This window comes from Paenibacillus sp. FSL R5-0914 (assembly GCF_038004525.1).
In the GTDB taxonomy this organism is placed as follows: Bacteria; Bacillota; Bacilli; order Paenibacillales; family Paenibacillaceae; genus Paenibacillus_AQ.
The window spans coordinates 1479179-1502907 of record NZ_JBBORH010000002.1 but is presented as its reverse complement, the minus strand read 5'-3'; the positions used below and the strand labels follow the sequence as shown (position 1 = coordinate 1502907).

Sequence of the window (23729 nt, the reverse complement as noted above, 5' to 3'; positions counted from 1 at the left end):
ATGATGACATGATTTAAGCTAGAGGGGGAAAAAGAGTTTGAAGCCATCATTTATGAAAATAGGCATTAGTATTTCGTTAGCCACTGGAGTTGTGGTGCAAGGTGTGGGGCCGATCCACACTCAAATAGTGAGTGCAAAATCGGACTTTGGTTGGATCGTGAATAGCCCAGCTGTGATACCGTCCATCAATGAAGACGATTCTTCCAACGCAGGCGTTGTTGTGTCTAGTCTTTTGTCGGGTAAGGTAACTGACCCAGCTTCAACAGGAATTGCTGTGGTGTCATTTGATAATACCAATGGGGCCTGGCAATATTACAACACGCAAGCAAATATTTGGTATAATATCGAGCCAGTGTCTGACACTAAAGCTTTTCTGCTGCTGAAATCGGAGAAAATTCGTTTTGTCCCCGCTAAAGACTGGAACGGAACAGCTTCCATTGACTTTAAGCTATGGGACACAACAGCAGTCGGCTATCAAAATTATCAAAAAAATGCGAATACCACTGTTTCTGCAGCATTCAACCCAGATCTAGGTACTGCTACAATTACTGTAAATCCAGTGAACGATGCACCTTATCTGACAGAACTGAATGGTGGGGACTATCTTAGTTTTGACGGCAATGGGGATTATGTGACGTTCCCAGATCAACTGTTATACAAGAATTCTTTTACAATTGAAGGTAATTTAAAAGTCAATGGTTTTAATACCTGGATGAGATTCTTCGAATCTTCGATCGCAGAGCAGAACCACAATATTTTTGTGGGTTTTAACGGCAAAAAAATGCATTTCATCGCTTACACCAATAAAGGAGATATTAATGTCACAGACGATTTCCCGATATCCAAGTGGGTACATGTCTCGATTGTTTACGATCACAGTCAGAAGAAGGGGCGTATTTATTGGGATGGTGTTCTTAAGGCAGAAGGGGCTATGGATTTAAGTACAGTTGGAAATATGGCACGTCCGAACAACTGGCTTGGTAAAAGCACCTGGAGACAGGACGGAGATTACAGCGGTGGGATGAGAGACGTAAGGTTTTGGAGTAAAGCTAAAACCCAGAGCGATATTGTTCGTGAAATGAATGTAGATTTGACGGGTTCAGAGCCTAATCTGGCCTTAAGCTATAAATTAGCAAATAGTAAAGATGGTAATGTTGCTGTCAATACAATCACCCCACTTAAGAACGGTTCAATCACTGGTGCTAGCTGGAAGCAGGACACAGGCTTCATGGGAAGTACTACAACGGAAAAAAATAAATCTGTATCACGCTCCTTTAAGGTCATTGATGTGGATGGGGATGACCTAAATGTATCAGCTACATCTTCTAATACTTCCCTAATTCCGAATAATGGACTGAAAGTAAGTGGAAGTGGGGATGTGCGGACGTTAGAAATAACACCAGCGAAGAATGCCTACGGAAACAGTGTGATTACTGTTACTGTAAATGATGGCATTTTAAGTAGTTTATACACCTTCAATGTGCAGGTAAACGATGTGGGAGATGTCCTCGTAACTGGAGTGACTTTGAATAAAACATCACTTAGTTTAACAGAGGGAGAAGCAGGAGATACACTAAATGCTGTAATAGAACCTGCTAATGCCACGAACAAAACCGTGATCTGGAGCTCCAGTGATGCAACTGTGGCGACAGTTGTGAATGGAGTGGTCACCCCAGTTGGCGTTGGAACGGCAACGATAACAGCAACAACAACAGACGGAAGTTATACTGCGACATCCACCGTAACTGTGAGTGCTCCAATTGTGAACGTAACCGGAGTGAAGCTTGATCAGGAGACGCTCGACTTAACTGCTGGTGAAGCAGATGCCTTACTAAAGGCGACAATAGAACCTGCAAATGCGACAGATACAGATGTGATCTGGAGCTCCAGCGATGAAACTGTTGCAACAGTCGTGGATGGAGTGGTTACACCAGTTGGTGAGGGTATAGCAATTATTACTGTAACGACTAAGGATGGAAGTTTTAAGGCTTCAACAACTGTGAATGTGGCAGCACCTAAGCCACCAATTGTTATAGTAACCGGAGTAACCTTAGACCAGCCAACACTTGATTTAACAGTTGGAGAAGGTGATAAAACGCTACAAGCGACAGTCGCACCTGCCGATGCAACCAATAAGGGGGTAATCTGGAGCTCCAGTGATGAAACAGTAGCTAAGGTTGTTTACGGAGTAGTAACCCCGGTTGGTGTTGGAACAGCCACCATTACGGTTACGACTAAAGATGGAAGTTTTACTGCTTCAACAACAGTACATGTAAGTGAACCAATTCCACCAGTTGTGAATGTAACTGGGGTGAGGCTAGATCAGGAGACGCTCGTTTTAACAGCTGGTGAAACTGTGGGAATACTAAAAGCGACAATAGAGCCTGCAAATGCAACAGATCCAGACCTGATCTGGAGCTCCAGCGATGAGACTGTAGCCAAGGTTGTGAATGGAGAAGTAACTCCAGTTGGTGAGGGACCAGCCATCATTACAGTTACAACGAAAGAAGGAAGTTATAAAGCTTCAACAACCGTTACTGTGAAGGCTCCTGCTAAGCCAATTACAGCACCGGGTATTCCAACATCCGTAACTGCAACTGCAGAAAATGGTCAAGCGATCATCACCTTTACACCGCCGGTAAACGATGGTGGAAGTGAAATCACAGGATATATTGTAACGGCTCATCCGGGAGGGCTGACGGTTACGGGTAATGGAAGTCCGCTTACAATCAGTGGTCTTACGAATGGTACAAGCTACACCTTCACGGTACAGGCCATCAATAAGGCTGGCTTTAGCGAATCATCTGCTGAATCTAATACAGTCATCCCGAGCGCACCATCCAGTGTTGATGTTCCTTCTCAACCAACTCCATCAGCAACGCCGGCACCTGTGGCAAATGATGCTTCCATTTTAATCAATGGTAAAGCGGAAACCGTGGGAACTGCAACGAATGGTAAACGGAATGATCAAACGCTAACCACCATTGCTTTAGACCAGAAGAAGCTGGAAGACAAACTCGCCGCTGAAGGTAAAGGTGCTGTGGTTTCTATCACTGCCACTAGTAAATCTGATATTATCGTTGGCGAACTAAACGGACAAATGGTTAAAAATATGCAGGGAAATCAAGCTGTACTTGAAATCAGAACGGGAAATGCGACATTTACACTGCCTGCTGGGCAGATTGATATTGAGGCCTTATCCGCGCAGATTGGTAAGTCTGTAGCTTTACAAGATATTAAAATACAGATTGAAATCAGCGCACCAACTGCCGATCAAGTTAAGGCATTAGGAGCTGCTGCACAAAACGGATCATTTTCATTAGTCGGCGCACCAGTAAACTTTACTGCTAGAGGCATGTACGGAGATAAGAGTATTGAACTTTCTCAATTCAATACGTATGTGAAACGTACGATTGCTATTCCGGAGGGGATGGACCCGAAGAAGATTACAACCGGAGTGTATATTGATGCTGATGGCTCAGTGCATCATGTACCTACTAAAGTGATAGTCATTGAAGGCAAATATTTTGCTACAATCAACAGCCTTAGTGGCGGCACTTACTCTGTAATCTGGCATCCACTTGAATTCAGTGATGTTGCTAATCACTGGGCAAAAGATGCAGTGAATGATATGGGTTCCCGTTTAGTTATCGAAGGGACTGGCAATGGTCAATTTACACCTGATCAAGCGATTACCCGCGCAGAGTTTGCGGCGATTGTCGTTCGCGGTCTCGGAATAGAATTGAGTCAAACAGCAACACCATTTTCGGATGTTAAAACTACGGATTGGTATAACAGTGCGATCAATACTGCATATGCATATCAATTAATCAATGGTTTTGAAGATGGCATGTTCCGCCCTGATGACCAAATTACCCGTGAACAAGCGATGTTGATTATCGCCAAAGCGATGAAAATTACAGCGCTAAAGGCTAACCTTCCTAATCAATCCGCTGAAGGATTCTTGAACCCATATACCGATGCCGGCAAAGCATCTGACTGGGCGATTAGCGCAATTGCTGACTGCTTGCAGGCAGGCGTAATCATGGGACGAAGCAGCAATGTACTTGCTCCCAAGGATGATATGACCAGAGCTGAGGTTGCAGCGATCGTTAAGCGGCTTCTTCAAAAGTCTGATTTAATTTAAAAATTGGCTCACAATATACATTGAAAAGAAAGAGTATTCATTCGATAACCTTCGAATGAATACTCTTTTCTTTTGGCTTTATTAAATTCTAATGTTGATATTTGACTGTTAATCATACATTTTTTGGCTTTATATCTGGGGCGTTTTTTAATGGCTTTTGAAGTGCGTCCACAATGGCTGCGATGATGCTTGTTGCTAAAAGACCCATTAGACATAATGATGTAGGACCCGCTGGATCATCACTATCTGTAACTTTAGCAAGCACCCTTAAGCTTACTAGTCCTAACAAAATGAGGAAAATGACAGTAAAAGCACATTTCTTTATAATCTTCAAAGAGTTAAGGGATAATTCAGAGAAAGCATTGTTCTTTTCGATGTTGTTTAATAGTTTATATGCTTGGTACAGCGCAACAGAAAACGCAATACAGAATCCGTAAGCACATACTAAAAAGGGAATCAGGAAGTAAGCCGTATCTGGATGTACTTTTGCATCTCTTACCGCTATCTCAGGCAACCAGATACACAAAGCAAGCACTGCAATTCCAACCAGAAAAATAATTACTTTTAAAAAAGTGGTTGAACCTCGTTTAACATTCATTTAAAACACCTCAATTATTTAATGACTTCATGATTTTAGCATTTAATTTATTGATTTACAATAAATTTGTATTGTTTTTTGTGTTTGTTATTTTACGAGAAATGGTTATCGTCTTTAAAAGACGACAACATCATTTCTTCTTGTTAGCAGGAGAATGGCTTCACTATCCAGAAAAAATAAGCTAAATCATTTCTTCATCAATTGAAAAGAGGCGAAATCTAATGGAACTACGGCAAAGTATTAATGAAGTTTTTCAGTCGGCACAACATGGCGATGCTGCACGGCTAACAGAAATTTTAGAATTCCATCCGGCTCTTGCAAATACGGAAAATAACGAGGGCCTCACACCTTTGGGATATGCAGCACATTTCGGTAAAGAAGCAGCGGTGCAGGTATTGATAGACCATGGTGCTGAGGTTGATGCAGTATCCCATTCCAAGATTAATTTCATTCCTTCTAATACTGCACTTCATGCTGCAATTGCTGGGGAGCGGAATATGGGTGTTATCCAACTGCTATTGAACAAGGGTGCTCAGACACATATTTTTGATAGCGATGGGCACACTGCCTTGCATTCTGCAGCTTTTCATTCGGATAATGTGGAGCTGATATGCTTGTTAATCGAACACGGAGCTGACATCCATGCTAAAATTGAAGGTGGTGAATCAGTATTAGCTATAGCTATCCAACAAGGAAACCACAACGTAAAAGACTTTCTTATTGAAAAAGGAGCAATTTAGAATGCAAATCACATTAAACCGTAAAGACAATTCAACAGTAGCTTTGATTTCCAGCGAAGGTATTGTAATTAATAATGTAAATGATGCACTCGATCTAATGGCAAACGTGAGATATCAAGAATGCGATAAAATGATTCTAAGAAAAGAGCAAATCACAGATGATTTTTTTGAGTTAAAGACGGGCCTTGCCGGAGAGATTCTTCAAAAGTATACAAACTATCAGATGCGAGTTGCTATTGTGGGAGAATTTACTGGCTATAATAGTAAAAGTCTGAATGATTTTATTTACGAATGTAATCAGGGGAATAAAATATTGTTCAAGAGTACAGAAGACGAGGCATTGGCAGCACTTCATCAAAGTTAAATGTGAACTTGAAACAGAGAGGGGACTTATTGTGGAGGCTAAAATCACGTATGAATCGATCGATGACTATATTTCCAAGTTTCCATCTGAGATTCAGGAAATCCTTAGTACAATAAGAAAAGTAATAAAAGAAACGGCACCTGATGCGATTGAAAAGATTAGCTATCAGATGCCTACTTTTACACTGCACGGAAATTTAGTGCATTTTGCGGCTTTCAAAAACCATATTGGATTTTATCCAACGCCTAATGGTATTGACGCTTTCAAAGAAGAATTATCAGTCTATAAAGGAGCAAAAGGATCCATTCAATTCCCTCTTAATCAGCCGATGCCCTATGAATTAATTAGTAAGATCGTGAAATTTAGAGTGGCTGAGAATATCAAAAAAGTTGAAGATAAGCGTAAGTAATTGGTGTGTAAAGAAAACATTGTCCACTGGCACATCTGAAGCTTTCGATCTACACTGGTTTCAGGTGTGCAATTCTTACGTGTTATCATGTACTCGATACTGAACGACGCACAAACGACAGGATAATATCCTGTGAGTAGTCTCCGAAACCACTTCCGAATAGATTAAGTCCTCGTCTATTGAGGGCATCCTCGCGAATCTCAAATCGTACTCGAATGGGCTCATTAAATGCCAGCTTCAGTGAGCTAATTGTAGTAGGGGAAGAAGCAGTTCCATTTATTTTGCTACCCTGTTCTGAGATACTCCACTCTGTCAGCATTCCATATTCTGTACCCCCCTTCCATCGTTCGGGTGTTAACTTTCCTTTCCGGTTACCGAAATCTGATGGACAAGTCCAAGTACCGACATGTAGGTCATTTATAGTTAATGTGATGTCACTTGCCCAATCTTCCCGAAATGCAGGTGCTTCAGAACAAACCTCAGCCGAAATCCGAATCTCATCAAGCTCGACACCAGGGGGTAGTGGATTGGCAAAATAGTATTCGACATAGCCAGAGTCAGCGAACCATAAGAGAGATGCATCAACTCGTTCCGGCATGTAGAATACCCGTGGATCATCCTGAGAACCGATGACTCCGCCGTCTTTTCCAGTCATACCACAAGAGGGTTGAATAGAACAGTGGGAGAACATCCCGATGGGCATATGTATTTCTTCCGTTTGATGCAGACCATCGCCTAGCTTCGAAGGAAGATCGAGATGGATGGATCGGCAGGTGACCGCACATATTTTCTCGCGATTTGCACCCTGTGTAGATGAGATTAAGTTAACTTGCTCAAGGGTCTGTACATTGATTGAAATTGTTGGTTGAGCTACGCCAAGTGTCTCGGCCAATTGACTGACACTCATGGGCTTGTCACCAAGGGCTTCAAGAATACGGACTCTGACATCTCCAGAAAGTGCTTTAGCAACATCTAAGATGCGTGATGCGGGGTACCGTATCGTTTCTTGCGAAATATCATTCATTGGTTGTATTCCTTTTCGTTAGGATAGGTTGAGGATATTGTACACTGAAGATTCTATATTGTAAAATTATAATATACATTGCGAATTTTATATACTGGTGCTAAAATGAGCTCAACTTCTTATTTTGAAAGGCTGTGCTCATATCATGACAACTTCCGTACTGAATGTTGAGAGTCTTCCGATTCCTCGTCCCGAACATCCGCATCCACATTGGCAGCGCAACGAATGGATGAATTTGAATGGGGAATGGTCATTTAGCTTTGATCCGAGCAATGAAGGAATTAGCGAACATTGGTATTCCAATTCCGAAATCGCTTACAGTTCGATGATTACTGTTCCTTTTTCTTGGGTAAGTCCATTATCAGGTATTGGCAGTGATCATAAAGGGATAGGATGGTATCGGCGGACTTTGAAATGGCAGACTACCGACTCACAGACACGACTATTTTTGCGATTCGGGGCAGTAGATTATTCATGTGACGTTTGGATTAACGGAGTGCATGTTGGTTCACACCAAGGTGGATATGGTTCATTTGAGTTCGAAGTTACTCAGTACTGGGTTGAAGATTTAGACAATACAATTGTCGTTAGAGTAGAGGACTTCGATCATGATTACCAAACGCGTGGCAAACAAGGTTATGGAGAAATTCGCGGAATCTGGCAGCCCGTATGGCTAGAATCTCGGCCTCAGACTTATATGAAAGATGCTAAGTTTGTGACCACTATTGATGGGCAAGTGAACGTGACCACAAGAATCTTTGCACAAGAAAATGGATCGGCAGATTTCACGCTGAAATTCGCAGAGAATTCTATATTGCATACTGAGAAAATAGATCTTATCGCAGGGGAGAATGAATTTAAGCTCTCTATTCATATAACAGATCCAATTTTGTGGAGTCCAGATACACCTTATTTGTACGAAGGCGAACTACAACTTAACGGATCTTTTGGCACAGACACAGTCAGTACCTATTTCGGAGTTCGAGAAATCCAAACTGTGCGTTTTGATGAGCGTGGTTATCGCTGGATTACCCTCAATGGTAAGCCGATTTATTTAAATGGTACCCTTGACCAGTCTTATCACAAAATGGGATATTTCACTTATCCGTCTGATGAAGATATGCGGGATGAAATCTATCTAATGAAACGTTTGGGACTGAACTTTGTGCGTATTCATATCAAGCCAGAAGAACCACGCAAGCTATATTGGGCGGATAGACTGGGTATTTTGGTGATGGAAGACATGCCTTGCTTTTGGGGAAATCCCGATGAAAAAGCACGTAACGCGTATGAACGTGAAGCACTTGAGATTATTGAACGAGACTATAATCATCCATCGATTTTCTCATGGGTAATGTTTAACGAGACTTGGGGCTTGAAGACGAACGCTCAGGACACTAGTCTGACGAGTGATGTACAACAGCAGTACAGTTATCTCAAAGTAACACAGGAATGGGTTCGGGAACAATATCGCTGGGCAAAACGACTAGATCCATCTAGAATCGTTGAAGATAACTCGCCTTGTAACTATGATCATGTGGAATCTGATATCAATACTTGGCATTTCTACATTAATGGTTATGATCAGCTTAGAGCTCATTTGAATGAGGTTGTAGACAAAACTTTCCCAGGTTCAGACTTTAACTGTATCGGAGGTAATGTACAATCTGATGCCCCGCTTATGAACAGTGAATGTGGTAACGTGTGGGGAATCGAAGGCGGCGCAGGGGATAGTGATTTAGCGTGGCATTACCGCTATATGATGAATGAATTCCGGCGGCATGATAAGTTATGTGGTTTTGTGTTTACCGAATTTCGCGATGTTACGAACGAGTTCAATGGTTATTATCGGTTAGATGGCAGCGATAAAGATTTTGGTTATGATGACTTTGTTCCCGGGATGACGATTTCTGATCTGCATTCTCCGGACTTCATCGTGATCGATGCACCGCCGTGTCAGACCGTAAACGCAAAGGATGAAGTTAAAGTTCCGCTCCTTCGTTCCAGCTTCTCAGATAAATATCATGGACAGCATGTGCAGATGAAGTGGGAGCTTTGGTACGACAATTTGGGAACAAGAGTTGTTGCACAAAGTGAGCATATGTCAGTGAATTGGGACGGATATGGAGTAGCAGATTTACCACCACTATTTATTATTATGCCCGATCAGGATGCAGTTGCAGTGCTAGCAGTTTCTTTGATAAATAATAAGGGAGAGGTAATCACTCGCAACTTCATTACGTTTGATGTAAGAAGCGGTAATCAAGGCGAAAGGTTTGAAGGGGATGGAGATTGTATTAGTATCCCTGTTGGTGCGTATAAAGAACACAACTTTAATCAACAATGGGAAGCTATTCAATGCGCAAAAATCAATGGAGCTGGGCAAGGCCGTTATGCATATGATGTAACTCTTCCAGATGGTATGGAGAAAAAGATGATTGGCGAGATCGAAATCATGTTCGAAGCCAGCGCAAAGCGAGTATTGGCTCGAAATGTTGAAGGCGCAAAGCAAAATGAAATGGGACTTGATCTCATGCATGGTGCAGATGCTAGGGTGGAGTATAATCCGAATACGTATTATATGACCGACGAAGAACGTCATCCTTCACGTGTGAATGTTCTGATAGAAGGTCAACGGATTGGCTCCTTCTATTTGCCAGATGATCCGGCCGACAGCCGAGGTGTATTATCTTGGCATTATCAGCCATTAGCGAATAAGTTGGATGAGGCGGGCTCTTACGGCTATCTGTGTAAAGTAAGTGTACCGGGGCAGTTAGCAGCTAAACTAGATCGCAATCGTACTTTCCGTTTGGAGCTTCAAGCAGAGGGTGGAGGCTTAGCCTTATATGGTCGCAATGCGGGTCGTTACCCTATAGATTTATTGATTCGTTATCGATAACATACATGGGTGAAGTTGGATCATTCAATTTTAAAAAGCAATCCAAGCCATAAGGCAAGGATTGCTTTTTTTGTGATGAGCTTATCAGAGTATGGATTAAAGCTCTTTATCATTAATGCTGTTCAGCCAACCTTCAATATCCCCAATAACGGAGCTAATGCAGCCATCTTCAAATGGTGAAGTCAGACCCGCTAGTTCAACCAGTTTAATAAAGGACTTGCTTCCACCAGCTTGGCATAGCTCCAAATAATCGCTCCAAGCAGATTTGAAATCTTCGTTCGAACGTTTCCAGAATTGGAAGGCACATAGCTGTGCTAGTGTGTAGTCAATGTAGTAGAACGGTGAGGCAAAGATGTGGCCTTGTTTATGCCAGAAGCCCCCTTGTTCCAGATAAGTGTTACCTTCATAATTACGATGTGGTAAGTATTTCTTCTCGATGTCTCTCCAAGCTTGCTTGCGTTCAGCAGGAGTTGCTTCAGGGTTGCTATAAACAAAATGTTGGAATTCATCGACAGATACCCCGTAAGGAATAAACTGAAGGCTATCAGATAAGTGATTAAAGCGGTATTTATCTGCATCTTCTTCAAAGAACAAATTCATCCAAGGCCAAGCGAAAAATTCCATACTCATGGAATGAATCTCACATGCTTCATAGGTTGGAAAAGCATATTCTGGCACATTAATATTGCGGCTTTCATAAACCTGGAACGCATGACCCACTTCGTGAGTTAAGACATCAATATCCCCAGAGGTTCCGTTGAAATTTGAGAAAATAAAAGGGGCTTGGTATTGGCTGAAATAGGTGCAATATCCGCCGCCTTGTTTTCCTTTTTTGCTTACTAAATCCACCAGATTATTGTCCAGCATGAAGGTGAAAAATTCATCCGTTTCAGGGGAGAGTTCTTTGTACATCTTCTTACCGTTAGCTACAATCCAGTTTGGATCCCCTTTAGGGGTAGCGTTCCCGGTCTTAAAGCTAAAGTTCTCGTCGTAATATTTCAATTCATCTAGACCCAGTCGTTCAGTCTGACGTTTCTTTAACTGCTGGGAGACAGGTACGATATATTCAAGAACTTGTTTGCGGAAATTAGCAACCATTTCAGCATTATAGTCGGTACGCATCATACGGTCATAACCTAGCTGAACAAAGTTGCTGTACCCAAGCTTTTTAGCTATGCGGTCACGGACCTTGACGAGCTCGTCATAGATGCGGTCAAATTCAGCCTCGTGTTCGGACATAAAACCAAACCGAGCTTCAGAAGCGCTTTTACGCATATCACGGTCTGTAGACAATTCGAAAGGTGCGAGTTGAGGCAGTGTACGCTCTTCACCTTCAAAAAGAATCTTGGCAGATGCGATAAGCTGGGAGTATTCAGTTGATAGTTTGTTCTCCAATTGTAAATCTTCAATGATTTCCGGACTAAACGTCCGCAGCGATACTTCAGCAAGCTGGAGTAACTGCGCACCCCATTCCTTTTCAAACTCGGCTCTATATTTGGAATGTACGAGTGCTTTGTAGTAGTCAGTTATGTATTCCTGAACGACAGGCCCGATTTCGTCCATGAATTCTTGTTCGGCTTTGTAAAATTCATCTGTCGTGTTGATAGAATGACGAACGCTAACCAATGTCTGCATCGTGTCAAACTCATTGCGAAGCTTGTTAATGGCAGTGACGGAAGCTTTTTGCACCTCTAGTGGTGATGTGTCGTTGAGATCTTTCAGCAGGGCGTTAAAGTCTTGCTTGAATTTCTCTACATCCGGTCGCTCATAGCGGTAATCATCAAATTTCATAAAAAAATCAACTTCCTTTCTATACCAGATAGTCTCTATTATATAATCTGAACAGCCATTTACGATAGACCTGTGTAAGCTTTTTATGGTCGAAAAAAGAACAAATGTACAAAAGTGTAAAAACTTGTTAAGCGGAATGTGGTTTGATATTATCTATGAATATAGTAGATCTTATCAAGAAAAAATGGTCCATCCAGTTATGCGAGAGCAGATGAAGATGCATTGGGAAGAAGTACTGAACACAATTAATGAGCGCACTCGTACAATTTAACGAAGCGAAAATAGGAGGCTTGATATAGATGAAACCCCGAATTACAGTAATAACACTAGGCGTGGATGATTTGGAGAGAGCTTTGGTTTTTTACAGGGATGGATTAGGATTTCCGACCGAAGGGATCATTGGCAAAGAATTTGAACATGGAGCGGTTGCCTTTTTTGATTTGCAGGCAGGCTTGAAGCTGGCACTTTGGAATCGGAAAGATATGGCCTATGAGGCAAAGGTTCCATTATCCCCAGCCAGTTCAACAGAAATAACGATTGGCCACAATGTAGGAAGTAAAAAAGAAGCAGATCAGGTTATGGAGCTAGCTCAAAAGGCTGGTGCGAAGATCGTTGACCCTTTACATGATACCTTTTGGGGAGGGTATTCCGGTCACTTTATGGACCCCGATGGGCATTTGTGGGAAGTCGCATGGAATCCAGACTGGGAGCTCGAGAATTAAAGGAGTCTATTCAGAGCTTTGTTACTTAGCCTCTCTTAAACCGTATTCTCAGAATACGGTTTATCTCTGTTTCTATACGAATCTTAGAATTTTTTCGCTTTACACTCTGAACCCTTCCTCCCTCTTTTTTCAACTGCTTCAGTACAAATGTCGACAAACTTAATATATCATGATATATTATTATGTATAAAGATGAAAAAATTAGAGTCAGGAGATAACGAAAGTTATGAATGAGACAACGTCATCCAAACCGATGTATGAAAAAATATTTGATGAAGTGAAGCAGCTTATTGTTAATAAATCCTATGGACAAGGGGAGCGAGTTCCTTCAGAAAAAGAACTGGCCGAAACCTATAATGTAAGTCGGATTACGAGTAAAAAAGCTCTGGAAATGCTAGCGGCCGAGCATTTGATTGTGAGAAAACCGGGAAGAGGTTCGTTTGTGGCTGATCCAGCAATCGATTACATAGAATCAGCTATGTCTCCTGAGACGATTTCCGACGATACTCCCTTTAATTCCTTTAACCACGAAGAGAAAACGATTGGTCTGATTATTACCGACTTTGGCAACAGTTATGGAACAGGCTTGATTTATGGGATGGAACAGGCTTCCCGTGATAATGATTGCTTCCTCGTTCTACGAAGAACATTTGGCGTACCAGAGAACGAAGAACAGTCTATTCAGAAGTTGCTTAGCTTGGGTGTGGATGGTCTGATTGTTTTTCCGGCTCAAGGCGAATTTTTTAATGCTGAGATTCTAAAATTGGTGATCGGCCGTTTCCCTTTAGTTCTGGTAGATCGCCATCTGAAAGGAGTAGCGGCTGCTTCGATCGGCACGGATAACATAAAAGCTGCACTTAAAGGGACGGAGTACTTATTTGATCTCGGGCATACTCATATCTCTTTCCTCTCTCCACCTCCAGCGGATACGACCGCTCTTGAGGAGCGGGTGGAGGGGTTTATACAAGCACATGCGGAGCGGGGGATAGCTGTAGATAAGGGGTTGTGGGTTAGTGATTTAACCTCAACATTACCAAATTCCTTTAATGATGAGAATATTGAACACGATATCTCACGGCTAGTTTCTCATTTACAAGAGAATCCAACAATAACGGCGCTTTTTGCCGTGGAATATAATATTGCCCTGCTGGCAAGAACTGCGGTTGAACGACTTGGGCTGCGGATTCCAGAGGATATTTCGATCATTTGCTTTGATAGTCCACCAACTCCACTCGGATCGGGTTATGCGTTCACTCATTTGCGGCAGAATGAAGAAGAAATGGGGCGACTGGCAGTTGAGAATGTCCTGCAAATTATGAACGGACAGACTGTATCGAATAAGATAATATTGGAAGCTGAGTTGATTTCTGGTGAATCTACGGGTTCTGCTAAACTATCTAATTCTAATTAATTTTATGCGATTATCCATAAATTAGTTGTTATAAAAACCTATCTCTTTGGATGGGTTTTTTTGTTTGTTTTAGATAGATGTTTATCATTATAGAAGTATTGATATATCATTATCAATAAATAAACATATTGACATACTAACCGCATGACAATATACTAATTTGTGAAAGCGCTTCAAAGGAAAAAGAAAAAGGGGGTATTATAACTGAAAGCAACCAGAGAAATCCCTGAATCAATGAAGATACTGGCATCTAATGTAAAAGCACAGCTGAGTGATCGTCCAAAATTAGCCGAAATGTTCGAGAAATGTATGGCTAACACCTGGAATACAACCTTAAAAAGAATGACGAATGGCACTACTTTTGTCATTACCGGAGATATTCCAGCGATGTGGCTGCGGGACTCGGCAGCTCAGGTTAGACCCTTTCTGATCCTTGCCTCCGAGGATGAAGAAATTGCGGACATGATTGAGGGACTTGTACAAAGACAATTCGCCTGCATCCAGCTTGACCCTTATGCCAATGCGTTCAATGAAGAAGTTAATGGAAATGGCCATCAGGAGGATCTTACAGAGATGAGCCCAGGAGTATGGGAAAGAAAATATGAGATTGATTCATTATGCTATCCGATCCAACTGGGTTATCTGCTCTGGAAGAATTCGGGCCGAACTAGTCAGTTTAATGATTCATTTGTTAAGGGTGTAGAAAGAATTATTGCATTGTGGACTACTGAACAGAAACATGAGAGCGATTCCAATTATCTTTTTCAACGGATGAACTGTCCACCTACGGATACATTAGTGCGTGAAGGCAAAGGAACGTTGACAGCATATACAGGAATGACTTGGTCTGGATTTCGTCCTAGCGATGATGCCTGTGAATACGGGTATTTGGTTCCTGCCAATATGTTCGCTGTGGTTGTTTTAGAGTATGTGTGTGAAATTGCCCGAGAGATCCTAAGGGATCAGGAACTGGAATTGAAAGCTAGAAGACTTTCTGAACAGATTAATGAGGGAATACGCCAGTATGGAATCGTAGACCACCCAGAGTTTGGGACAGTCTATGCATATGAAGTAGATGGCCGTGGACAGGTGAATTTGATGGATGATGCAAATGTGCCGAGTCTGCTCTCAATCCCTTATTTGTCTTATGTGAGTGCCGATGATCCTATCTACAAAAATACCCGAAAGCTTATTCTAAGTAGCAATAATCCTTATTTCTTCGCTGGAAAGGAGGCTTCAGGTATTGGAAGTCCACATACGCCTAGTCGTTATATCTGGCCTATAGCTTTAGCGATCCAGGGAATGACATCTACCAGCAATGAGGAACAGGAATCCTTACTTAATCTTCTGGAGAAGACGGATGCGGGCACCGGATTTATGCATGAAGGGTTTCATGTGGATAATCCTGACGAATTTACACGTCCATGGTTCTCATGGGCAAATATGATGTTCTGCGAGCTGGTGCTTATGCGCTGCGGGTTACAAGTTAAGCGGGGTTAATGTCTACAAGTTTTTCAATCGACTCTAAAGGGGATAGAGAACATGAAAAAATGGCTTGTTACCACACTTGCTTTGGTTATGACAGCTTCACTTGCTACGGGCTGCGGTGGCAGTAATGGGTCTACCGGTAAAGAGTCCGGAACTGCAAGTAAATCAGGGAGCGGTGATGGAAAAAAGACGGAGCTTACCTTCTGGGGGGATTGGGGCGGTGAGGGACAGAAACAATTTGAGACTATGGTCGATGCCTTTAATAAATCTCAGGATAAGATTCATGTAAAGTATGTGCTGCAGCAGGATATGATCACGAAGTTCCTGACTTCCGCAACCAATGGCGGCACTCCTGATGTGCTGTTTTGGGATCGCTGGAGAACTTCATTGTATGCTCCAAAAAACGTCCTGCATCCTGTTGACGAATACTTAACGCGTGACGGTATCTCCAAAGATGACTTCTACAGCGAATCCCTTCGTGAGCTTTCATACGATGACAAATTATATGGGCTGCCGCTTACCGTAGATGCTCGTGCTCTTTTCTATAATAAGAAGCTGCTCGCAGATGCAGGACTTCAGCCTCCAACAACATGGGATGAGCTAGAGGCGGCTGCTACGAAGCTCACCAAATGGAACGGCAATAAATTGGAAATTGCAGGTTTTTCAATGGGGGATTTGGGGCTTTTTAATATGTATCTTCAACAGGCTGGCGGTACCATGCTTACGGAGGATGGAAAGACCAATTTTAATAATGATAAAGGCAAACAGGTGCTAGAGTTCTGGGATCGCCTGATGAACAAAGATAAGGTGTATAAAGTAGGGTTTGAGCTTGGACTTGGGGAAGGGCAAGATGCTTTTGTCACAGGCAAAGTTGCTATGTTGTATTCCGGTCCGTGGATGCTCAGCACTTATAACAAATATGGTAAAGATCTAGATTATGGAATCGTTCCCCCTCCAGCTGGACCAAACGGGGATAAAGGCAGTGTTATGGGTGGATTTGGTCTGGTGATTCCAGAAGGCTCCAAACATAAGGAAGAGGCGTGGGAGTTCATTAAATGGTGGACAGCGAACAAGGATAACGCATTGCTCTGGGCCAAGACCAGTCTGAATCTGCCTGGCTATAAGCCGTCTATGGAAGATCCATTCTTCAAAGATGATCCCAAGTGGCAGCCGTTTCTAGAAACACTGGAGTTCGCTAAGGTTCGTCCAAACCACCCTGGTTATTCCGTGATGGAAACCGACGCGTTGGCACCCAATTTGCAGCTAAACCAGCAGAACAAGCTGAGTATTGACGAAACCTTGAAGAAATCACAAGAAGAAGGCGACAAAATGCTTAAGGATAATGAGGTCGTGAAGTAATAAGTAAGACATTTGAAGTAAGGGGGAGGTCTTGCCTCCCTTTTGCTTAGGAGGGGGTAGCTGAAATGGCTTCCATCAGAAAGCTAGAGAAACATCAGGCGCGGACGGCTTATCTGTTTATTACACCCACGATATTGTTGTTTACAGTATTCACGGTCATCCCCGTGGTAATGGCGTTGTATTTAAGCTTTACCAATTACGATGTACTTAGTAGAAATGATTGGATCGGTTTTGATAACTATCGCCGTTTGATAGAAGATAGTTTGTTATGGAAAACATTCCGAAATGTATTTTTTTATTCGATCATTTTCGTTCCGCTAAATATCCTGATTTCGCTGCTCCTCGCGATTCTACTTTGTCGAAGCTGGCGTGGGGTGAAGCTGTTCCGCACTCTGAATTATCTGCCAACTCTTACATCCGCCGTTGCTGCTGCTACCGTTTGGATCTGGCTTTTGTATCCTGAATTTGGTTTGGTTAACGGATTGTTGTCCTATGTTGGGATTACAGGTCCAGCTTGGTTATCCGAGACCCGAACGGCGATGTTGTCCATTATTATGCTTACCCTCTGGCAGTCGGTAGGTTCTAATATGATTATCTACTTGGCAGGTCTGCAAGGTGTGCCTGACTATTTGTATGAATCCGCAAGGCTGGACGGTGCCAATAAACTGGATTGTTTCCGGTATATTACTTGGCCGCAACTACGTCCTACGACCTTTCTAGTCAGCACGATGGCAATCATTGGTGCGTTACAGTTGTTCGACCAAGCTTTTGTGCTGACGCAGGGTGGTCCAGCGAATATGACGAAAACTCCAGTTTATCTGATCTATCAACAGGGCTTTAATCAATTGCAAATGGGGTATGCGTCTGCACAAGCTTTTGTGCTTGCTGTGGCGATTCTCATATTCTCACTTATAAACATGCGGATCACAAAGGCGGAGGAGTCCATTGTATAAGCGGGCTTGTCATGCAGAAAGGGGATAGAGGTATGGATACTAGTGGAAGTTCGTTATTAAAAAGACGCTTAAGTAAATCTATTTATTATATAGTGTGCATTGTTATTGCAATCGTAATGTTTCTACCTTTCTATTGGAGTGTTCTTACATCTTTGAAGCCTGACGAAGAGATATTCGCCATGCCCATTCGGTGGTTTCCTTCACATTTGACCTTAGAGCACTATCGTAAGGCGTTTACAACGGTTCCATTTGCCCTCTTTTTCTGGAATTCACTTGTGCTTGCTGTAGCGGGTGTACTGGCGAATCTGTTTTTTGGTTCGATCAGTGGCTACGCATTCGCAAAGTTGAATTTTAAGCTCAATAAGCCAATATTCCGCGTGCTGCTAGCGGCGATGATGATACCGGGCATTGTGACGATGATTCCTACAGTTTATGTCATGCGTCATATTCCATTTTTCGGAGGTAACGATATTTTTGGCAGTGGGGGGAACGGGTTGATGAACTCCTTCTGGGGAATTATTCTTCCGGGAGCTTCAGGAACTTTTGCTGTGTTCTTTATGCGGCAATTCTTTCTTACCCTACCTAGTGACATGATGGAAATGGCCCGGATCGAAGGCTGTGGAGAGTTTAAGATATTTTGGCGTATTTATTTGCCGCTGACCAAACCAGCGCTGGCGACTTTAAGCATCTTTACTTTTCAAGCGGGCTGGAATAGCTTCCTATGGCCCATGATTGTACTAAATGACCCGGATAAAGCAACGATCCAGATGGGACTTCAAGCCTTCTCCTATAATTTCCAAACGGATTACGGTCCAATGATGGCTGGTGCGCTTGTTGCGATTCTGCCGATATTGGTGCTCTTTCTGGCACTACAGCGTTATTTTGTGCAGGGGATTGCATTCAGTGGTATAAAAGGTTAATTCTATAAAAATCGAATCAGGGAGAGAGTTTATATGAACCAATTGGAGATCGGGATTTGGGAGGAACGGGCGAATCAAGCACAAGCTGCGCTAGATTCATTATTCTGGAATGACGCGATCAAAATGTACAATATAGAAACACCTTGTCCAAACGGAGAATGTAATACCATTTTTCATTATTGGTGGATGGCTCATGCTGTGGATGTATTGGTAGATGGAATACAGCGAACTAGAGAGGAATGGTATGCCGAACGGCTTTCCGCCCTTCATGAAGGTCTTCTTCAGCGAAATGGGGGAGTATGGCCCAACGAATTGTATGATGATATGGAATGGATGGCTCTCGCGTGGCTTCGTGCTTATCAAGCAACAGGAGAGGAAGTTTATAAAGATACAGCCCTTCTTTTATGGGAAGACATTCAGACAGGCTGGAACGAGCATATGGGTGGTGGGATCGCTTGGCAGAAGTCACAGTTGGATTATAAAAACACACCTGCCAATGCACCAGCAGCTATACTGGCGGCTCGTTTGTATCAAGCCTTCGGTGAAGCTGAGAATCTAGAATGGGCGCTAAAAATTTATAGATGGCAAAAAGAGCATCTGGTAGACCCGACGACGGGTTTTGTATGGGATGGCATGAATCGCACGGGCAATGGCCAGATCGATAAGGATTGGAGATACTCCTATAACCAAGGTATCTATATTGGCGTAGCTGTAGAACTCTATCGTATCACTAAGGACCCATCCTATTTGGAGGATGCTCGATTAACTTTTTCCGCTGCTGCTCATGAGCTTGCTGAGGCTAAGGGCGGTGTACTTCCAGACGAAGGAAATGGAGATGCTGGATTGTTCAAAGGAATCCTGATTCGGTATACGGCAGAATGGGTCAAAGCTGATGTCGCAGCTGTTGAAGCTGTCGATTTTCTGCGTAGGAATGCTGAATCTCTCTGGGAGCAAGGAAAGTCAGAGGACGAAGCTTTGTTTGGCACAGATTGGACTTTGTCATCTACTGGTGTAATTCAGCTCAGCTCCCAACTTAGTGCAATGAAGTTATTGGAGAAGATGGCTGAATTAACTAAGGATCAGATTTGAGGTGAACTTTTAATGACACAAGCTAAAGAAGCCCTAGAAGCGCTTAACTGGCAGGAAAGGTCGGAGTGGTTCCAACAATGTCTAGAACGTAATTATTATAATGCGGAGACGGGGATCATGAATCAATGGTATCCCAGAGAGTATAACGTTCCAGGTGAGAATTTTTATTACTGGTGGCAGGCTCATGTCATTGATATTCTAGTGGATGGCTACGAGCGTAGCGGAGATCCTGCATATTTACTGAGAATCAAGGAATTGAGTGAACATCTCCAAGCTTATAACGGTGGGACTTTCAGGCATAATTACTATGATGATATGGAATGGACGGCATTGGCGCTGCTACGAGCTTATCGGGTAACTGGATATGAAGCCTACTTAGACGCTGTGCTAGATCTATGGGAGGATATAAAATCAGCTTGGAATGAACATTTTGGAGGCGGTTTGGCCTGGAAGAAGGATCAGCTCGATTATAAAAACACACCTGCCAATGCACCAGCCGTCATTCTAGCAGCTAGGTTATATGAACTTTTTCAAAAGCAGGAGGATCTGGAGTGGGCACTCCGTATCTATGAATGGAACAAAACATATTTAGTGGATCCTGCGACTGGTTTTGTGTGGGATGGAATGAACAGACTTGGGGATGGCCAGATTGATTTCGATTGGGAATTTACTTATTGTCAGGGAGTGTTTCTAGGTGCGGGCTTAGAGCTGTATAAGAATACAGGGGATGTCCATTACTTAGAAGATGCGAATCGAACTGCTAGTACATGTATTGATCGTCTATGCGATCCGATGAATATGATGTTGCCTGATGAAGGCATCGATGATACTGGATTATTCAAAGGGATTCTGATTCGTTATCTGGTTCAACTTTGTGGAGAGGTTCCTGAGGCTAGCGGGATTCGTGAGGTAATCATGGCCAATGCTCAGCAGTTATGGGAAAAAGGTCTGGATAAACAGCTGGGTCTTTGTAGTCCATCGTGGGAATTGAAACCGGAGCTTCCGGTTCAACTGAGCATTCAACTCAGTGGCTTGATGTTGCTGGAAGGGGCCGCTGTACTCATGGAGAAGTAACTTAAAGTCGTATAAAGAAGCTTCTCTTTTGAAATGGTGCATTGTTCTTCCATTTAAAAAAGAGAGGCTTCTTTTTTGTTATTTTAAATTAATCGTTTATCTGTTAGAAAATCCGATGTTTCCAACCATTCAATTTAGCGACAGCTTCAATATAATAGTAGTCTCCATAGATCAGCGATACATCGATAAAGGAAGTGCCGCTGCCCGTTCCATGCAATAAAATCGCTTCATACTCTGGCTGCTCCCAAGTCGCGTAATTTTCGGTCAGTGAGCGGAGAATTCGCTCCGCTGCATTAGCGTAGAGGCTTTTTTCGCCTACAGGTACGATTGCTGCAAGCTCTAACAAACCTGAAGCGGCGATAGATGCCGCAGAGCTATCTTTGAACATCCGTTCGTCATCCGCTAGACGGAAATCCCAATAAGGAACTTGATCCTCAGGTAAAGCCGAGATGAAATAATGGGCAATCCGCTTAGCGGTGTTCAAGAACCGTTCATCTCCACTGTGGCGATAGGTATTGATGAAGCCGTACAGCCCCCAAGCCGTTCCGCGGCTCCATGAGGATTCAGCTGAATAACCTTGACCGCCAAAATTCTCAATATATGCCCCGGTCTCCGCATCGAAAGATAGAATATGTTTGGTTGATCCATCCTCGCGAATACCATGTTGCATCGTCGTCTCTGCATGGCTACTAGCAATATGCTTATACCGTGGATCACCAGTTACTTTGCTCGCCCAGAACAGTAGAGAGATATTCAACATGTAGTCGATAATTGCCCAGCCATATTTATCTTCATTCCATGCGCGGATGAATTTGCCTACAGGATTATAGCGGGCAGCGAGGAAATTCGCCGCTTCAATCCCCCTACGCAGGGCATCTTCGTCACCCGTAATCGTATGTTTGATTACAGCCGTCGGAAGGAATTGAAATCCTACATCGTGATGCATCTCAACCGTTGGTTTGATAAACCATTCTTCCAAGGTTCCGTCCCAATGCCAAGCGGCTTCCTTGTATAAGTCTTTTCCAGTCATATTATGCATGATCCAGAGGAGCCCAGGCCAGAAGCCTGTGGTCCACCAGTCTGAACCATAACATCAAATTTTCCATCTTTCCCTGCAAAATGTGGGCATTTGTCACCAATCTGCTCTACCATCTGTTCTACTTTTGTGTCGAGTCTGCACATAAGCTCTTGCCAATAGGATGATGTCATAATTACTGCCTCCAGTGTGGTGGTTAAGATATTATGAGTATAGCTTTCCTAGCGGCTGAAAAGTTTTGTTTTGCTACAATGAAATGTTTGAATATTGTCATGATAAAGGGTTGGAGGATGGTGAAAATGTTGGCAGGTTCTCCGCAACATGTGGATCAATATAGAAGATGGATCTTTCAAAAGGACAAGCGGGAGAGACCTCAGAATAGATCCGGTGCAGCTGATAGGGCTGGAAAAAGAATAACATCCCCCTGCGGATATCGTACATCTGCTGATTGACAACAACATTTCCCTGCCCGCCATGCACGAACATGATTTCACAGCATTGATGCCAGTGATAATAACCTTTGTAATAGTCGTCTGTATATATTTTGTAATCCCAAACTAAGGGCTTATGTTCTACAAAAACAACGGGTTCGAATAGCTGCTTCATAGGCCCTCCAAGATGACAAAATACAAACATTTTTTTATTCCATTATAACTTTAAGGGTTATGAAAGCGATACAATAAAATGAATTGAGTAATTCTATCGGGAGACAGGTCGCCATGTTAGATTACATAAACAGAAGGCCAGAATCCAGAATTCAAAATCTTAAAGCTGAACTCGACTTAAAAACTGCAAAAGTGCAGTTTTTATCAGTTAATTAGGTGTTGGTTAAGGATATTGCTGCAAATATACAGGAATATGACTCTAAATTAACCTTGGTTATCTATAAAATTAGTGAAAAACTGTATTTATGCAGGAAAACTCCTCCGTGGATGAATAAAGGACTTAAAAGATGTAAAATTGCAGGATTTCTACAAGCGGTTCATCGCGTTGGGCTGGAGTTCATACTTTACAACATATTTGCCTTCTGGTCCGGTTACAGGTGAGAGCGCCCCTTTGGTGCAGAGGGAATGCAGCATTCGAACGGCTGATCGATGATTGATATTTAAATGAATCTCTACATCAATTGGGCGTAATGGGCGAGCAAGCGTATAGGCAAGTCGGATGATTTCCCGTTCCGCCACACTCTCCAGACTAACTGGAGAAGATTTTGACTGATATCGGCTAAGCAGCATTCGCAACAGTGTCATGCAAATCTCGGGACGACTAGCGACGTCGTCGTATGCAAATGAAATAACTTGAAATCCCATTGCAGATAAGAAGGTTTCTCTGTTCAATTCATTACAGTATTTATTTCTATCCATATCTCGAACATGTGGACCAAAACCTTTGATTTCGATGACTAGCTTCACATACCGAGTGATGTATGCAAAGTCACAGAAATAGGATTGACCCCGCCAATCGAGCACTTCGAATTCTGGATGTAGATCGTCAAAATTCAATCGAAGAGACCACCAAACGTTGCGGCAAAATAGCTTCTCCGCTTCCCGATGTCCACGTTCCAAGCGACCTTTGCGTTCCCCTGATCTTTTTTGTAAATGGTATTGAATAAATGAAGCATGCGCCGTTTCGAAGTTCATCTTTAATCATTCCCCCTTAATCAACAAAAGAACGTCCCGATCCATTCAAAAAGGAATGAATCGGG

The 23729-nt window shown here is 42.7% G+C and carries 20 protein-coding genes; 13 read left to right on the top strand and 7 right to left on the bottom strand.

Translation table 11 applies throughout. From position 1 onward, the window contains the following. Nucleotides 1-37: 37 nt before the first annotated feature. A complete protein-coding gene (locus MKX60_RS22815; RefSeq protein ID WP_341061060.1) occupies nt 38-4147 on the top strand; it encodes an S-layer homology domain-containing protein in 4110 nt (1369 codons plus the stop codon). 112 nt (nt 4148-4259) lie between these two features. Here MKX60_RS22815 and MKX60_RS22810 read toward each other — a convergent pair whose 3' ends face one another. Continuing rightward, nucleotides 4260-4745 carry a DUF2975 domain-containing protein gene (locus tag MKX60_RS22810; protein ID WP_076298799.1) on the bottom strand — a complete coding sequence of 162 codons (486 nt, stop codon included), beginning with the start codon at nt 4743-4745 and terminating at the stop codon, nt 4260-4262. A 221-nt stretch (nt 4746-4966) separates the two neighbouring features. On the opposite strand from MKX60_RS22810, the gene MKX60_RS22805 reads away from it, so the two are divergent. The 3 genes from MKX60_RS22805 to MKX60_RS22795 are packed head-to-tail and all read left to right on the top strand — an operon-like array spanning nt 4967 to nt 6258. Continuing rightward, nucleotides 4967-5485: an ankyrin repeat domain-containing protein gene (locus MKX60_RS22805; protein WP_076298800.1), complete on the top strand. Its 519-nt coding sequence runs from the start codon at nt 4967-4969 to the stop codon at nt 5483-5485. Between the two features lies 1 nt (nt 5486). Further along, entirely contained in the window at nt 5487-5849 is a 363-nt protein-coding gene (locus MKX60_RS22800) for a DUF4180 domain-containing protein (RefSeq protein ID WP_076283444.1), read from the top strand. A 28-nt stretch (nt 5850-5877) separates the two neighbouring features. Continuing rightward, entirely contained in the window at nt 5878-6258 is a 381-nt protein-coding gene (locus MKX60_RS22795; protein ID WP_076298868.1) for an iron chaperone, read from the top strand. A gap of 85 nt (nt 6259-6343) precedes the next feature. On the opposite strand, the gene MKX60_RS22790 is transcribed toward MKX60_RS22795, so the two are convergent. After that, entirely contained in the window at nt 6344-7282 is a 939-nt protein-coding gene (locus tag MKX60_RS22790; protein WP_076298801.1) for an ArsR/SmtB family transcription factor, read from the bottom strand. A 145-nt stretch (nt 7283-7427) separates the two neighbouring features. Here MKX60_RS22790 and MKX60_RS22785 point away from each other — a divergent pair, with 145 nt between their 5' ends. Beyond that, entirely contained in the window at nt 7428-10181 is a 2754-nt protein-coding gene (locus MKX60_RS22785) for a glycoside hydrolase family 2 protein (RefSeq protein ID WP_076298802.1), read from the top strand. 96 nt (nt 10182-10277) lie between these two features. Here the strand turns inward: MKX60_RS22785 and MKX60_RS22780 are convergent, their stop codons facing one another. Next, nucleotides 10278-11972, bottom strand: coding sequence for a M3 family oligoendopeptidase (locus MKX60_RS22780; protein WP_341061059.1), 1695 nt, complete (start codon nt 11970-11972; stop codon nt 10278-10280). A 299-nt stretch (nt 11973-12271) separates the two neighbouring features. Between MKX60_RS22780 and MKX60_RS22775 the strand changes: the two genes are divergently transcribed. The 8 genes from MKX60_RS22775 (at nt 12272) to MKX60_RS22740 (ending at nt 20988) form a co-directional block, all read left to right on the top strand. Then, nucleotides 12272-12694 carry a VOC family protein gene (locus MKX60_RS22775; protein WP_076283449.1) on the top strand — a complete coding sequence of 141 codons (423 nt, stop codon included), beginning with the start codon at nt 12272-12274 and terminating at the stop codon, nt 12692-12694. 226 nt (nt 12695-12920) lie between these two features. Next, nucleotides 12921-14105, top strand: coding sequence for a GntR family transcriptional regulator (locus tag MKX60_RS22770; RefSeq protein ID WP_341061055.1), 1185 nt, complete (start codon nt 12921-12923; stop codon nt 14103-14105). Nucleotides 14106-14339: 234 nt separating this feature from the next. Then, on the top strand, nt 14340-15605 hold the full coding sequence (locus MKX60_RS22765) for a glycoside hydrolase family 125 protein (protein ID WP_341061053.1): 1266 nt from the start codon (nt 14340-14342) through the stop codon (nt 15603-15605). A gap of 42 nt (nt 15606-15647) precedes the next feature. Then, a complete protein-coding gene (locus MKX60_RS22760) occupies nt 15648-16952 on the top strand; it encodes an ABC transporter substrate-binding protein (protein ID WP_341061051.1) in 1305 nt (434 codons plus the stop codon). Between the two features lie 65 nt (nt 16953-17017). Beyond that, the gene (locus MKX60_RS22755) at nt 17018-17905 is read left to right on the top strand and encodes a carbohydrate ABC transporter permease (RefSeq protein ID WP_341061049.1); all 888 of its coding nucleotides are present in this window, start codon (nt 17018-17020) and stop codon (nt 17903-17905) included. Between the two features lie 32 nt (nt 17906-17937). Beyond that, nucleotides 17938-18825 (top strand): carbohydrate ABC transporter permease, encoded by an 888-nt coding sequence (locus tag MKX60_RS22750; RefSeq protein ID WP_340970470.1) that lies wholly within the window; start codon nt 17938-17940, stop codon nt 18823-18825. 33 nt (nt 18826-18858) lie between these two features. After that, nucleotides 18859-19914, top strand: coding sequence for a glycoside hydrolase family 76 protein (locus MKX60_RS22745; protein WP_341061048.1), 1056 nt, complete (start codon nt 18859-18861; stop codon nt 19912-19914). A 12-nt stretch (nt 19915-19926) separates the two neighbouring features. Beyond that, nucleotides 19927-20988 (top strand): glycoside hydrolase family 76 protein, encoded by a 1062-nt coding sequence (locus MKX60_RS22740; RefSeq protein WP_341061047.1) that lies wholly within the window; start codon nt 19927-19929, stop codon nt 20986-20988. A 103-nt stretch (nt 20989-21091) separates the two neighbouring features. Here the strand turns inward: MKX60_RS22740 and MKX60_RS22735 are convergent, their stop codons facing one another. The 4 genes from MKX60_RS22735 to MKX60_RS22720 form a co-directional block, all read right to left on the bottom strand. Further along, nucleotides 21092-22018, bottom strand: coding sequence for a glycoside hydrolase family 88 protein (locus tag MKX60_RS22735; protein ID WP_341061046.1), 927 nt, complete (start codon nt 22016-22018; stop codon nt 21092-21094). Then, entirely contained in the window at nt 22015-22197 is a 183-nt protein-coding gene (locus MKX60_RS22730; RefSeq protein ID WP_341061045.1) for a hypothetical protein, read from the bottom strand. Before MKX60_RS22730 ends, MKX60_RS22735 begins: the two co-directional genes overlap by 4 nt. Nucleotides 22198-22294: 97 nt before the next feature. Continuing rightward, entirely contained in the window at nt 22295-22630 is a 336-nt protein-coding gene (locus MKX60_RS22725; RefSeq protein ID WP_341061044.1) for an AraC family ligand binding domain-containing protein, read from the bottom strand. A 365-nt stretch (nt 22631-22995) separates the two neighbouring features. Continuing rightward, complete coding sequence (locus MKX60_RS22720; RefSeq protein ID WP_341061043.1) at nt 22996-23664, bottom strand: DUF559 domain-containing protein; 669 nt, start codon at nt 23662-23664, stop codon at nt 22996-22998. Nucleotides 23665-23729: the final 65 nt, after the last annotated feature.

Bases quoted from the DNA above. Each gene is read 5' to 3' on its own strand.
- MKX60_RS22810 (WP_076298799.1), bottom strand. From the start codon at position 4,745: ATGAATGTTAAACGAGGTTCAACCACTTTTTTAAAAGTAATTATTTTT.
- MKX60_RS22805 (WP_076298800.1), top strand. From the start codon at position 4,967: ATGGAACTACGGCAAAGTATTAATGAAGTTTTTCAGTCGGCACAACAT.
- MKX60_RS22800 (WP_076283444.1), top strand. From the start codon at position 5,487: ATGCAAATCACATTAAACCGTAAAGACAATTCAACAGTAGCTTTGATT.
- MKX60_RS22790 (WP_076298801.1), bottom strand. From the start codon at position 7,282: ATGAATGATATTTCGCAAGAAACGATACGGTACCCCGCATCACGCATC.
- MKX60_RS22785 (WP_076298802.1), top strand. From the start codon at position 7,428: ATGACAACTTCCGTACTGAATGTTGAGAGTCTTCCGATTCCTCGTCCC.
- MKX60_RS22780 (WP_341061059.1), bottom strand. From the start codon at position 11,972: ATGAAATTTGATGATTACCGCTATGAGCGACCGGATGTAGAGAAATTC.
- MKX60_RS22775 (WP_076283449.1), top strand. From the start codon at position 12,272: ATGAAACCCCGAATTACAGTAATAACACTAGGCGTGGATGATTTGGAG.
- MKX60_RS22770 (WP_341061055.1), top strand. From the start codon at position 12,921: ATGAATGAGACAACGTCATCCAAACCGATGTATGAAAAAATATTTGAT.
- MKX60_RS22765 (WP_341061053.1), top strand. From the start codon at position 14,340: ATGAAGATACTGGCATCTAATGTAAAAGCACAGCTGAGTGATCGTCCA.
- MKX60_RS22760 (WP_341061051.1), top strand. From the start codon at position 15,648: ATGAAAAAATGGCTTGTTACCACACTTGCTTTGGTTATGACAGCTTCA.
- MKX60_RS22755 (WP_341061049.1), top strand. From the start codon at position 17,018: ATGGCTTCCATCAGAAAGCTAGAGAAACATCAGGCGCGGACGGCTTAT.
- MKX60_RS22750 (WP_340970470.1), top strand. From the start codon at position 17,938: ATGGATACTAGTGGAAGTTCGTTATTAAAAAGACGCTTAAGTAAATCT.
- MKX60_RS22745 (WP_341061048.1), top strand. From the start codon at position 18,859: ATGAACCAATTGGAGATCGGGATTTGGGAGGAACGGGCGAATCAAGCA.
- MKX60_RS22740 (WP_341061047.1), top strand. From the start codon at position 19,927: ATGACACAAGCTAAAGAAGCCCTAGAAGCGCTTAACTGGCAGGAAAGG.
- MKX60_RS22735 (WP_341061046.1), bottom strand. From the start codon at position 22,018: ATGACTGGAAAAGACTTATACAAGGAAGCCGCTTGGCATTGGGACGGA.
- MKX60_RS22730 (WP_341061045.1), bottom strand. From the start codon at position 22,197: ATGACATCATCCTATTGGCAAGAGCTTATGTGCAGACTCGACACAAAA.
- MKX60_RS22725 (WP_341061044.1), bottom strand. From the start codon at position 22,630: ATGAAGCAGCTATTCGAACCCGTTGTTTTTGTAGAACATAAGCCCTTA.
- MKX60_RS22720 (WP_341061043.1), bottom strand. From the start codon at position 23,664: ATGAACTTCGAAACGGCGCATGCTTCATTTATTCAATACCATTTACAA.